The sequence below is a fragment of the Providencia sp. 2024EL-00732 genome (assembly GCF_044006275.1).
In the GTDB taxonomy this organism is placed as follows: domain Bacteria; phylum Pseudomonadota; class Gammaproteobacteria; order Enterobacterales; family Enterobacteriaceae; genus Providencia; species Providencia huashanensis.
In genome coordinates this window covers 48,920-61,982 of sequence record NZ_JBIPDG010000003.1, presented here as the reverse complement: position 1 = coordinate 61,982, position 13,063 = coordinate 48,920, and the positions used below count along the sequence as shown (strand labels likewise).

At 41.0% G+C, this 13,063-nt stretch carries 13 protein-coding genes; 9 read left to right on the top strand and 4 right to left on the bottom strand.

Annotated elements, in window-relative coordinates:
- Window positions 1-36: 36 nt before the first annotated feature.
- The 6 genes from murC to lpxC all read left to right on the top strand — a co-directional run bounded on the left by murC (window position 37) and on the right by lpxC (window position 6,753).
- The gene (gene murC, locus ACHB7C_RS07060) at window positions 37-1,500 is read left to right on the top strand and encodes a UDP-N-acetylmuramate--L-alanine ligase (RefSeq protein ID WP_042845115.1); all 1,464 of its coding nucleotides are present in this window, start codon (window positions 37-39) and stop codon (window positions 1,498-1,500) included.
- Window positions 1,501-1,502: 2 nt separating this feature from the next.
- Window positions 1,503-2,423 (top strand): D-alanine--D-alanine ligase, encoded by a 921-nt coding sequence (locus tag ACHB7C_RS07055; protein WP_166685529.1) that lies wholly within the window; start codon window positions 1,503-1,505, stop codon window positions 2,421-2,423.
- A gap of 1 nt (window position 2,424) precedes the next feature.
- Window positions 2,425-3,231 carry a cell division protein FtsQ gene (gene ftsQ / locus ACHB7C_RS07050; protein ID WP_042845113.1) on the top strand — a complete coding sequence of 269 codons (807 nt, stop codon included), beginning with the start codon at window positions 2,425-2,427 and terminating at the stop codon, window positions 3,229-3,231.
- 29 nt (window positions 3,232-3,260) lie between these two features.
- Complete coding sequence (ftsA, locus tag ACHB7C_RS07045) at window positions 3,261-4,517, top strand: cell division protein FtsA (protein ID WP_042845112.1); 1,257 nt, start codon at window positions 3,261-3,263, stop codon at window positions 4,515-4,517.
- Window positions 4,518-4,577: 60 nt separating this feature from the next.
- Window positions 4,578-5,735 (top strand): cell division protein FtsZ, encoded by a 1,158-nt coding sequence (gene ftsZ / locus ACHB7C_RS07040; RefSeq protein ID WP_042845111.1) that lies wholly within the window; start codon window positions 4,578-4,580, stop codon window positions 5,733-5,735.
- A gap of 100 nt (window positions 5,736-5,835) precedes the next feature.
- On the top strand, window positions 5,836-6,753 hold the full coding sequence (gene lpxC, locus ACHB7C_RS07035) for a UDP-3-O-acyl-N-acetylglucosamine deacetylase (protein ID WP_042845110.1): 918 nt from the start codon (window positions 5,836-5,838) through the stop codon (window positions 6,751-6,753).
- 36 nt (window positions 6,754-6,789) lie between these two features.
- Here lpxC and ACHB7C_RS07030 read toward each other — a convergent pair whose 3' ends face one another.
- Window positions 6,790-7,311, bottom strand: coding sequence for a DUF721 domain-containing protein (locus tag ACHB7C_RS07030; protein ID WP_048607937.1), 522 nt, complete (start codon window positions 7,309-7,311; stop codon window positions 6,790-6,792).
- Between the two features lie 83 nt (window positions 7,312-7,394).
- Here ACHB7C_RS07030 and secM point away from each other — a divergent pair, with 83 nt between their 5' ends.
- From secM to mutT, 3 genes are all read left to right on the top strand, one after another.
- A complete protein-coding gene (gene secM / locus ACHB7C_RS07025; protein ID WP_042845101.1) occupies window positions 7,395-7,922 on the top strand; it encodes a secA translation cis-regulator SecM in 528 nt (175 codons plus the stop codon).
- A gap of 99 nt (window positions 7,923-8,021) precedes the next feature.
- Window positions 8,022-10,733, top strand: coding sequence for a preprotein translocase subunit SecA (secA, locus tag ACHB7C_RS07020; protein WP_042845099.1), 2,712 nt, complete (start codon window positions 8,022-8,024; stop codon window positions 10,731-10,733).
- A gap of 65 nt (window positions 10,734-10,798) precedes the next feature.
- Entirely contained in the window at window positions 10,799-11,188 is a 390-nt protein-coding gene (mutT, locus tag ACHB7C_RS07015; RefSeq protein WP_166685530.1) for an 8-oxo-dGTP diphosphatase MutT, read from the top strand.
- 130 nt (window positions 11,189-11,318) lie between these two features.
- Here mutT and yacG read toward each other — a convergent pair whose 3' ends face one another.
- The 3 genes from yacG to coaE are packed head-to-tail and all read right to left on the bottom strand — an operon-like array spanning window position 11,319 to window position 12,904.
- Window positions 11,319-11,516, bottom strand: coding sequence for a DNA gyrase inhibitor YacG (yacG, locus tag ACHB7C_RS07010; protein WP_042845096.1), 198 nt, complete (start codon window positions 11,514-11,516; stop codon window positions 11,319-11,321).
- 15 nt (window positions 11,517-11,531) lie between these two features.
- A complete protein-coding gene (gene zapD, locus ACHB7C_RS07005; RefSeq protein ID WP_042845094.1) occupies window positions 11,532-12,290 on the bottom strand; it encodes a cell division protein ZapD in 759 nt (252 codons plus the stop codon).
- Window positions 12,291-12,298: 8 nt separating this feature from the next.
- Window positions 12,299-12,904 (bottom strand): dephospho-CoA kinase, encoded by a 606-nt coding sequence (gene coaE / locus ACHB7C_RS07000; protein ID WP_042845092.1) that lies wholly within the window; start codon window positions 12,902-12,904, stop codon window positions 12,299-12,301.
- Window positions 12,905-13,063: the final 159 nt, after the last annotated feature.

The window sequence follows — 13,063 nt, the reverse complement described above, 5'->3', positions numbered from 1 at the left end:
AATTGATACCGATTTAATTAGAAGCGAAGAAATATAGTGAATACACAACAATTAGCGAAATTAAGAATATCAGTGCCAGAAATGAGAAGAGTTAGGCACATCCATTTTGTTGGCATCGGTGGTGCCGGCATGGGTGGTATCGCTGAAGTGTTGGCAAATGAAGGTTATGAAATTAGTGGTTCTGATTTAGCACCAAATGCAGTGACTCAACAGTTAACCGAATTGGGCGCAACAATTTATTTTAACCATCGCCCCGAAAATGTTGAAAATGCGAGTGTGGTTGTAGTTTCTACAGCTATTTCCAGTGAGAACCCTGAAATTCAAGCAGCAAAAGAGTTACGTATTCCTGTTATTCGCCGTGCAGAAATGTTAGCTGAACTAATGCGTTATCGTCATGGTATTGCTGTTGCAGGGACTCATGGCAAAACAACAACGACAGCAATGATTTCTGGGATTTATGCACAAGCAGGTTTAGACCCAACCTTTGTGAATGGCGGTTTAGTTAAATCAGCAGGGACACATGCTCGCTTAGGCAGTAGCCGTTACTTAATTGCTGAAGCTGATGAAAGCGATGCTTCATTTTTGCACTTACAACCGTTAGTTGCGGTCGTCACGAATATTGAAGCTGATCATATGGATACTTATCAAGGTGACTTTGATAATTTAACCAATACGTTCATTAACTTCTTACATAATTTGCCATTTTATGGCCGTGCAGTCATGTGTATTGATGACCCTGTAATTCGTTCATTATTACCCAAAATTGGTCGTTATATAACGACTTATGGTTTTAGTGAAGATGCTGATGTGCGTATCACAAAATATGAACAAAAAGGTAATCAAGGTTTTTTCACCATTGCGCGTGAAGGGATGCCAGAACTGACTGTCGTACTTAATGCGCCGGGGCGTCACAATGCATTGAATGCAACGGCTGCGGTTGCTGTGGCAACTGAGGAAGGCATTGATGACTTACATATTTTGTCTGCGCTGGTAGAGTTCCAAGGCACTGGGCGTCGTTTTGATTTCCTAGGTAATTTCGCATTACGCAATGTGAATGGTAAGGAAGGCGAAGTGATGTTAGTTGATGACTACGGTCATCATCCAACAGAAGTTGACGCCACCATTAAAGCAGCAAGAGCAGGTTGGCCAGATAAACGTATTGTTATGATTTTTCAGCCTCATCGCTATACACGTACGCGTGATTTATACGATGATTTTGTTAATGTGCTGGGGCAAGTTGATATATTACTGATGTTAGATGTGTATTCTGCTGGTGAGAAGCATGTTCCGGGGGCTGATAGCCGCTCATTATGTAGAACAATTCGTGGTCGCGGTCAGATTGATCCTATTTATGTTGCCGACGTTGAACAAATACCACACATCCTAGCTCAAACTCTTGATGAAAATGATTTAATTTTAGTTCAAGGCGCAGGAAATATTGGTAAAATAGCAAAAAACCTAGCGGAAACGAAATTACAGCCGCCGATGGTTGAGGAATAAATATGGCAGAGAAAGTTGCGGTTTTATTAGGAGGGACATCCGCTGAACGTGAGGTTTCACTTCAGTCAGGGAACGCTGTGCTGACAGGGTTACGTCAAGCAGGTATTGATGCTCATCCTATTGATACCAAAGATTTTCCTGTTGAAACACTGAGAAATGCAGGTTTCGATAAAGTATTTATTGCGTTACATGGTCGTGGCGGTGAAGACGGAACATTACAGGGGTTATTGGAGTTTTTAAACCTACCTTATACTGGTAGCGGTGTAATGGCCTCGGCACTCAGCATGGACAAGCTAAGAACAAAACAATTGTGGGAAGGGGCAGGGTTAAGTGTGTCTCCGTATGTATACTTGACTCAGCAGCAGTATACCCAAGCTTCCCATGAACAAGTTATCGAAAAGGTTCAACAACTTGGTTTACCACTTATTGTTAAGCCAAGTTTAGAAGGTTCCAGTGTTGGGATGAGTAAAGTCGACAGTTTAGAGACATTGTCTTCAGCACTAGAATTGGCATTTCAGTTTGACGATACAGTGTTGATAGAAAAATGGCTTAGTGGCCCAGAATTTACGGTTGCAATATTAGGTGATAAGACATTACCGTCCATCCGTATTCAACCACCGGGTATTTTTTATGACTATGAAGCAAAATATCTGTCAGATGAAACGCAATATTTTTGCCCAAGTGGTTTAGATGAACAAGCGGAATCTGAGTTGTCTGAGTTAGCAATGAATGCATATCAGACAGTAGGATGTGAAGGCTGGGGGCGAGTGGATGTAATGCAAGATAGTGACGGTCAGTTCTATTTATTAGAAGTGAATACCTCACCAGGCATGACTAGCCATAGCCTAGTACCAATGGCCGCACGTCAAGCAGGTATGGGGTTTTCTGAGTTAGTTGTGCAAATTTTGAAATTGGCTCGTTGATATGTCGCAGGCAGCATTAAACGTTAAACATCATAACCATAAGAACGATGAAGACCCAAGTTCAGGGCCAAGTAATGGTGCATTTTTAGGTGGGTTATTTTTCTTCCTAATTGTTGTAAGTACTATCATTTGGAGTGGTTGGATGGTAACGACATGGATGAAAGATGCAGATAGGCTACCAATGTCTAAGTTGGTTCTAACAGGGGAGCGTCATTACACCAAAAATGATGATGTTAGAAAGGCAATTTTAGCATTAGGGCAACCGGGTACGTTTATGACAGTTGATGTCAATGCTATCCAAAATCAAATAAGCATGATGCCTTGGATACGCCAAGTTACAGTGCGCAAACAATGGCCTGACGAATTAAAGATTCACATTGTTGAGTATCGTCCATTTGCAAGGTGGAATGATCAAAACATGGTAGATGGAGAGGGGCGGGTATTTAGTTTACCGGTCAGCGAAAATGGGAAAGGCGACTATGTGTTGCTGTATGGCCCACAAGGTAGCCAAAAAGAAGTTCTTAAAGAATTTGCAGTATTTAAGAATACGTTAGCTGCACATAACTTAAAACTAAAGTCACTCTCTATGACTGCTAGGCATGCATGGCAAATTATTTTAGACAACGATGTCAGAATTGAACTGGGTAAAAAAGATGTTTCAGAGCGGCTAAACAGGTTCCTTGAACTTTATCCGCTTTTGCAGCAAACGACGGATAAACGAGTTGATTATGTTGACTTACGTTATACCAGTGGTGCTGCGGTGGGTTGGGCACCACTATTGGTCGATGCTCCACCGAGTTTACAATAATGACTAATAACTCTAATTAGGCAGAAGAAATGATTAAAGCAACGGACAGAAAATTAGTGGTAGGCCTTGAAATTGGAACTTCCAAGGTATCAGCCCTTGTTGGCGAAATTCTGCCCGATGGTATGGTTAATATTATTGGGGTGGGAAGTTGTCCATCTCGCGGAATGGACAAAGGTGGCGTAAACGACCTTGAATCAGTGGTAAAATGTGTCCAAAGAGCGATTGATCAGGCTGAATTAATGGCAGATTGCCAAATATCTTCAGTATATCTTGCGTTATCGGGTAAGCATGTTAGCTGCCAAAATGAAATTGGTATGGTGCCAGTTTCAGAAGAAGAAGTGACACAAGAAGATGTTGATAGTGTGGTACATACTGCAAAATCAGTTCGTGTTCGTGATGAACACAGAATATTGCACGTAATTCCACAAGAGTTCGCGATAGATTACCAAGAAGGGATTAAAAACCCGGTTGGGTTATCGGGTGTACGTATGCAAGCCAAAGTACATCTGATCACCTGCCATAATGATATGGCGAAGAACATAGTCAAAGCAGTTGAGCGTTGTGGGTTAAAAGTCGATCAGCTTATTTTTGCGGGTCTTGCTGCAAGCTATAGCGTGTTAACTGAAGATGAGCGTGAGTTAGGCGTTTGTGTCGTCGATATTGGTGGCGGTACAATGGATATGGCAGTTTATACGGGGGGCGCTTTACGCCACACTAAGGTTATTCCATACGCAGGTAATGTGGTGACTAGTGATATCGCTTATGCTTTCGGAACACCGCCAACAGATGCAGAGGCAATCAAAGTGCGTCATGGTTGTGCAGTAGGTTCGATTGTCAGTAAAGATGAGACCGTAGAAGTGCCTAGTGTGGGTGGTCGTCCACCTAGAAGTTTACAGCGTCAAACCTTAGCAGAAGTTATCGAGCCACGGTATACTGAGCTGTTAAACTTAGTAAATGAAGAAATTTTAAATTTACAGGAACAGTTACGCCAACAAGGTGTCAAACACCATTTGGCCGCTGGTATCGTGTTGACTGGTGGAGCAGCTCAAATCGATGGTTTAGTCGAATGTGCTCAAAAAGTGTTCCATACGCAAGTGCGAATTGGTACACCGCTCAACATCACAGGATTAACGGATTATGCACAGGAGCCATACTATTCAACTGCGGTTGGGCTTCTGCACTACGGTAAAGAAAGCCATTTAGGCGATGATACCGAAATAGAAAAACGAGCATCAGTGAGCGGGTGGTTTAGTAAAATAACTAGCTGGCTGAGAAAAGAATTTTAATTTTTATAAAGAAGCATATTATTAGCTTCAAAAGTAGTAAGCACAAAACGGAGAGACATTATGTTTGAACCAATGGAGCTAACCAACGATGCGGTGATTAAAGTCATCGGCGTTGGGGGCGGCGGCGGTAATGCCGTTGAACACATGGTGCGTGAACGTATTGAAGGCGTTGAGTTCTTCGCTGTCAATACAGACGCACAGGCACTGCGTAAAACCGCAGTTGGACAAACTATCCAGATCGGTACAGGTATTACCAAAGGTCTGGGTGCTGGCGCAAACCCTGAAGTCGGCCGTAATGCCGCTGAAGAAGATCGTGAAGCTCTGCGTAATGCATTAGATGGCGCAGATATGGTCTTTATCGCAGCAGGTATGGGCGGTGGTACAGGAACTGGGGCTGCTCCAGTTGTTGCCGAGGTAGCCAAAGAACTGGGTATTCTGACAGTTGCTGTTGTGACTAAGCCTTTCAATTTTGAAGGTAAAAAGCGCATGGCATTTGCAGAAGCGGGGATTACTGAGTTATCAAAACACGTAGACTCACTGATCACCATCCCAAATGATAAATTATTGAAAGTACTTGGTCGTGGTATCTCGTTACTAGATGCTTTTGGTGCGGCAAATGACGTACTTAAAGGTGCAGTACAAGGTATCGCTGAACTGATTACACGCCCAGGTTTGATGAACGTAGACTTCGCTGACGTACGTACAGTCATGTCAGAAATGGGCTACGCGATGATGGGTTCAGGTGTCGCTCGTGGTGAAGATAGAGCAGAAGAAGCGGCTGAAATGGCCATTTCTAGCCCACTACTTGAAGATATCGACCTGTCTGGTGCGCGTGGTGTGTTGGTTAACATCACCGCTGGTTTCGACCTGCGCTTGGATGAGTTTGAGACGGTAGGTAATACTATCCGTGCTTTCGCATCTGATAATGCGACGGTAGTAATCGGTACTTCTCTAGACCCAGAAATGCACGAAGAGCTGCGCGTCACTGTTGTTGCTACGGGTATTGGTATGGACAAACGTCCAGAAATTACCTTAGTCAGCAATAAGATGTCTCAGCAGACGTCAATGGAGCAACGTTATCAGCAAATGCAAAATAGCATGTCTTCATTAACAGAAGAGAAACCAGCAGCTAAAGCGGTTAATGACCAAAATACGCAAACAAATAAAGAACCAGATTATCTTGATATTCCTGCGTTCTTGCGTAAGCAGGCCGATTAATTTTAATTTATATTGGTTTCTCCGCTTTTTGTGCTAAAATTTCCTACTGGTTATCCTGTAAGATAATCAGTAGGACTTATAACATTGCGAGAAAAATACGATGATCAAACAAAGGACATTAAAACGTATAATTACAGCGACTGGTGTCGGTCTACATACCGGCAAAAAAGTTACGCTTACTTTACGTCCAGCGCCGGCCAATACCGGGGTCATCTACCGTCGTACTGACCTTAATCCACCGGTTGATTTTCCGGCAGATGCGAAATCAGTTCGCGATACTATGTTATGTACTTGCTTAGTCAACGAAGATAACGTACGTATTTCAACTGTTGAGCATTTGAATGCTGCCTTAGCAGGGTTAGGTATCGATAACATTGTTATTGAAGTCAATGCGCCTGAAATCCCTATTATGGATGGCAGTGCAGCACCATTTGTTTTCTTACTGCTTGATGGCGGTATCGAAGAGTTAAATTGTGCAAAGAAATTTTTGCGTATTAAAGAAACTGTACGTGTTGAAGATGGTGATAAATGGGCAGAGATGAAACCTTATAATGGGTTTAGTCTTGATTTCACTATTGATTTCCAACACCCGGCTATTGATAGCAGCACACAACGCTATTCACTTGATTTCTCTGCGGAATCATTTGTTAATCAAATCAGCCGAGCACGTACTTTTGGTTTTATGCGTGATATTGAATATCTGCAATCAAAAGGCTTATGCTTAGGCGGTAGTTTCGACTGCGCTATCGTTGTTGATGACTATAAAGTTCTTAACGAAGATGGCTTACGTTTTGAAGATGAATTCGTTCGTCACAAAATGTTGGATGCAATAGGTGACTTATTCATGTGTGGGCATAACATTATTGGCGCATTTACTGCGTTCAAATCTGGTCATGCACTGAATAACAAACTTCTACAAGCGGTTTTAGCGAAAGAGTCCGCTTGGGATCTTGTTACCTTTGAAGATGAAGCTCAATTGCCAGTGGCATTTAAAGCCCCTTCAGCTGTATACGCATAACGTTGGTTATGCGGCTATCACCGAAAATAATCGGGGTTAGCCCTTTCTGTTGGCTGTGCTAGTACTCTCTCCGGCTAGTGCAGCCAGCCGCTCAAACCTTTCTTTTAACCCTTTTGGGCTATTCTCCGCTAATTTTAATAATGTTAGTGCTGTTTGCGTGCTTATCTGACGGTTGTTCATTTTTTGACTTGCTGAGTCTGTTTGCTTAGTTACTGAACTATTTTGCTTCGATTTTCGCATTAGATCGGGATTGATTCTGATGTCGATAGAAGATAAAGATGGTAGAATAGATGTCCTTAATGCAGAAAGAAGGTTTATTTTTTCATAATTAAGGCGGGTCATCCAGCTGGCATTAGCCACTTCGAGGACCATAACATTGTTACGGTAGTTTGCAACACGGCACATTGGTTTGATTTCACTAGGAAGTAAGCCTTTTACTGCACGGTTCAGTTTAACAATGGCTTTTGCATTGCGCTGAATTGTCTGCAACGTGTTCGATGATGTTGCCAATGACCCTTCAAGAACATCAAAAAGTGCTTGGGGATGACTATCTCTCATTTTTGGCTCCAGCTAACAATGTGCAATGATAAAACGTATAGACAGATAATAGCATTGTCACGAATTGATGATATAAGAGTTTAATGGGCATTTTAAATTTTTGGCGACAACTTGGTAGAAAATACTTTTGGTCCCACCTATTATTAGGTGTGGTTGCCACGGGTGTCGGCTTGCCTACAATTTTAAATGCATTATCTGAGTCTCAATTAACACAAATTAACTCTTCACCAGTTAATCGCCAAAGTCAGGCGGTTAATGCGTTTGATAATTTATTTGCTCAGCAAAATTCTCAACGTTCTTCATCCTCATCCTCTTTTTCGGTTAATTATTGGCAGCAACATGCGGTAAGAAATGTCATCCGTCAGTTAACTTTTGCCTTTTCAGCAACCGAAGATGACGATGCAAGTACGGCCAAAAAAGAATCAGAACAACTTATTGTACCACAATTGATGTTAGATACGTTGTATGCCATGTTGGCTCAGCGTTCACTTCAGTGGGATGAACGTATTGTTCAAGTTAATCATTATGATTACCCTCACTTTATTTCTTACCAACCTGCGATGTGGGTGGCACAAGTCCATGGTATTCGTGCAGGGCCGTTAACTTCTTAATCTCCCTCATAAAGTATCAGCAGATATCGCTGTATTATTTTATGGCATAACAATGAATAAAAAATTAAATAACTAATTGATATATTAGAGATTAAAGATATGTTAACAAAGATCCTAACCAAAGTTTTTGGTAGCCGTAACGACCGCACACTACGCCGCTTACGCAAAGAAGTTGAAAAAATTAACCGTTTAGAGCCTGATTTCGAAAAGTTATCGGATGATGAACTAAAAGCTAAAACAATTGAGTTTCGTGAGCGTCTAGAGAAAAACGAAAGCTTAGAAAGCATCATTCCTGAAGCGTTCGCTACGGTACGTGAAGCGAGTCGACGTGTATTTGGTATGCGTCACTTTGATGTACAGTTAATTGGTGGGATGGTACTGAATGAACGCTGTATCGCTGAAATGCGCACAGGTGAAGGTAAAACACTTACCGCAACGTTACCTGCATATATTAACGCATTAAGTGGCAAAGGTGTCCATGTTGTAACAGTAAACGACTACTTAGCAAAACGAGATGCGGAAAATAACCGCCCATTATTTGAGTTCTTAGGCTTAACGGTGGGTATTAACTTACCGGGTATGGCTCCTCCAGCGAAACGCGAAGCGTATGCTGCGGATATTACTTATGGAACTAATAACGAGTTTGGCTTCGACTACTTACGTGACAACATGGCGTTTAGTCCTGAAGAACGCGTTCAACGTAAGCTTCATTATGCTTTAGTGGATGAGGTTGACTCAATCCTTATCGATGAAGCTCGTACACCTCTAATTATCTCAGGTCCTGCTGAAGATAGCTCAGAATTGTACCAAAAAGTGGATAAACTAATTCCACATCTGCAACGCCAAGAAAAAGAAGACTCCGATACTTTCCAAGGGGAAGGTCATTTTTCGGTTGATGAAAAGGCACGTCAAGTTACCATTACTGAGCGTGGGCTAGTATTAATCGAAGAGTTATTGGCAAAAGAAGGCTTAATGGCTGAAGGAGAGTCGTTATATTCTCCATCTAACATTATGTTAATGCACCATGTTATGGCTGGCTTACGTGCGCATGCTTTATTTACGTTAGACGTTGATTATATTGTAAAAGATGGCCAAATTGTTATTGTCGACGAACATACAGGTCGTACAATGGAAGGGCGTCGTTGGTCTGATGGTTTGCACCAAGCTGTTGAAGCGAAAGAAGGTGTTGAAATCCAAAATGAAAACCAGACACTCGCGTCTATAACATTCCAAAATTACTTCCGTTTGTATGAAAAACTAGCCGGTATGACGGGTACCGCAGATACAGAAGCGTTTGAATTTAGCTCTATTTATAAACTTGATACCATCGTTATTCCAACTAACCGCCCAATGGTTCGTAAAGATTTACCTGATCTGGTTTATATGAATGAAGCAGATAAATTCGCTGCAATTATTGAAGATATCCGTGAAAGAACTGCCAATGGTCAGCCAGTACTGGTCGGTACTATTTCGATTGAAAAATCAGAGCTAATTTCTAATGCATTGAAAAAAGCTAAGATTGCGCACAATGTTCTTAATGCTAAATTCCACGCAATGGAAGCTGATATTATCGCCAATGCGGGTCAAGCGGGTGCTGTCACCATTGCAACGAACATGGCGGGGCGTGGTACTGATATTATGTTGGGTGGTAGCTGGCAATCTGAAATTGCCGCTTTGGAAGACCCAACTCAAGAACAAATTGATGAAATCAAAGCCCAATGGAAAATTCGTCATGATGCAGTATTAGCATCCGGCGGTTTACATATCATTGGTACAGAGCGTCATGAGTCTCGCCGTATTGATAACCAGTTACGAGGCCGTGCTGGTCGTCAAGGGGATGCAGGTTCATCACGTTTCTACTTATCGATGGAAGATGCACTTATGCGCATTTTCGCCTCTGACCGTGTCACTGGGATGATGAAAAAACTAGGGATGAAACCTGGTGAAGCAATAGAGCATCCATGGGTCACTAAAGCGATTGCGAATGCGCAACGTAAAGTTGAAAGCCGTAACTTTGATATTCGTAAACAATTACTTGAGTATGATGATGTAGCGAGCGACCAACGTCGTGCTATCTATACTCAGCGTAATGAATTGTTGGATGGTGGTGATATCAAGGAAACCGTTGATAGCATTCGTGAAGATGTATTCACAACAACAATGGATGCATATATTCCTCCGCAATCATTAGAAGAAATGTGGGATATTGAAGGGCTACATCAGCGTTTAGTTAATGATTTTGACCTCGATTTACCAATCAAAGAGTGGTTAGATAAAGAACCAGAACTGCACGAGGAAACATTGCGTGAACGTATCATGGCAAAAGCCATTGAAGTTTATGATCGCAAAGAAGAAATTGTCGGTGCAGAAGCAATGCGTAACTTTGAAAAAGGGGTAATGTTGCAAACATTAGATACCTTATGGAAAGAGCATTTAGCTTCAATGGATTATTTACGTCAAGGTATTCATTTACGTGGTTATGCCCAAAAAGACCCGAAACAAGAATATAAACGTGAGTCTTTCAGCATGTTTGCAAATATGCTTGAAGCACTGAAATATGAGGTGATCAGTACGTTATCTAAAGTACAAGTTCGTTTACCTGAAGAGGTCGAAGCTTTAGAACAACAGCGCCGTGAAGAAGCAGAGCGTTTAGCGAAGAAACAACAACTTAGTCACGAAGCAGGTTCGGAATCTTTAATGACTGAAACTGAAGCCAAAATAGCAACACAAGGCCATAAAATCGGTCGTAATGACCCATGTCCTTGTGGCTCAGGTAAAAAGTATAAGCAATGCCATGGCCGCTTAAACTAATTCGTTGTTAAAAATATCAATAATATAAAAAAGGCGGGGGTACCCGCCTTTTTGGTGAAGAAATAATGGAAAAAAAACATTTGCATATTGCAGCTGGGATTATACGCAATTCACAGCAGCAAATTTTTATTACTAAACGCCCAGAAGGTACTCACATGGCTGGTTTTTGGGAGTTTCCGGGCGGCAAGCTTGAAAAAGGAGAATTACCAGAAGCGGCATTAATCCGTGAACTTGAAGAAGAAGTTGGCATTATTGTCACTCAAAGTGAATTATTTCACCGCGTTGACCATGAGTTTGATGACCGGTTTATTACACTTTACTTCTTTATGGTTTCCGCATGGGATAATGAACCTTATGGTAAAGAAGGGCAGGTTTCACGTTGGGTTGCTCAACAAGATCTGGTTGCGGATGAATTCCCACCAGCAAACCGTGTTATTGTTGATATGCTAAGGTAAAATCGGGTAGTTTTTAGCCCGGTACTAATTGAGGCCTAAACATAAAGAATCGTACCTGAAAGCATAGTAAGTGGAAAATACATAAGGGGATAATCACCATATTTTGTATTTTCCACCTAAATTATAGATATTACTTATCGGGTTGTTCACTCCAATCATCGCTGTCAGATATGTCACCTTGACTCGCAATGCGTTTTTCTTCACTTGCCCATTCACCAAGATCAATAAGTTGGCAACGTTTACTGCAAAAAGGTCGATAAGGGCTAGTTTCATCCCAGACCACTATTTTTTTGCATGTGGGGCAATTTACCTCAATAATTTCACTCATAAATTATAACTCTAGCTAGCAACAGGATAATTCAAAATTAATTACGTCTGGTAGTATACCATTCTCACTGTCAATATGCAGGAAACGTAGAGCAAACCGTGTTTTGTGCCCTGAGATTTGCGGGTAAATCAGGTATTCTGTAGATAGCTTGATACGCAACAATTCTTTGCCTTCTACATTATCTTGGTAGAAGCCATTATTAGACTCTCTGACTTCGAATTTTCCACTTTGCCGAATTAAAGTAAGAACAGTTTTTAATGCGTCATTTAGAGGCTCAATACTTTGTAGCCAGCCGTTAATCGCTTTATCCCGTTCAACTTGAGGGATATTTAACCAGAGTTGTAATGTAGGAAGATCAAAACTACAGCATCCTCCAGGAATGCTTAGGCGTTGGCGCACCATACTAATAATTTTATCTGTACGTAAGTGATGACCAAAACGAGGCGCAGACATTAAATGGGAAATTTTACCGGATAATTGTTCTAATAATGAGGAAATCAATTCATTATCTGCGTTAGGGGCTTCAGCCCAATTGGATAACCGAGTCCGTTGTTTTTCAAGTTCTTTAATTAGCTCAGAACGAACTTCCCCTCTATCGAGAATTTCAATTAATTCTGAAACAGAGCGAAAAAAAGCGATACCTGAAGAATAAGAGGTAATATTACTAAGCTCATAAATTTGAGATAAAAGTGTTTCAAGGCGCAACCATGAACGGATCTTTTCATTCATCGGATACTCATAAGTAATAAAATTTGTTGCAATTAATTCGCCCATTTTTATTCCTATTTTTTTATTTTTGCTAATGCTAAATATTGATTGTGTAGAATTGCTACCTTATCTGAAATATCTGTATCGTTAGTGTGGTTTGTAATTATGTCATCGGCATAAGATAGACGTTTTTCACGGCTTACCTGCGCATTTAGTATATTCGTTATTTGCTCAAGACTGGTATTATCTCTTTTCAGGGTTCGCTGAATTTGTTCTTCGGGTGTTACATCTACAATTAACACTCTATTAGCCAAATGATAAATATTATTTTCAATTAATAATGGAACAACCCAGAGCACGTAAGGGTAATTTGCTTGTTGGAATTGCTTTTGTGTTTCTTGCTGAATAAGGGGGTGTAGCAGTGCATTCAACCATTTTTTTTCATTAGGGTTAGAGAAAATAATTTCCCTGAGCTTACGCCGGTTGAGAGAGCCATTAGGGAGAATAACCTCTTCACCAAAATGAGATTTAATGGTTTCTAATGCTGGTGTATTTGGCTCTACGACCTGACGCGCGATGACATCCGCATCGACAAGAGGGACACCGTATTTTGCAAACTCGTTTGCAACCGTTGTCTTTCCGCTACCAATACCACCTGTCAAAGCAACTATATAGGGCATAAAATTATTCATTTATTCATCGAAGAAAAATAGATTACACTGAAACAATCAGTTTGTCTTTACTCAATTTTGTATTAATTTTACTAGTTAAAAATAACTAGTGAAAGTACGCCATATGATATTGATATTCTGTAAATATAACAATTGTATCTTTATTAA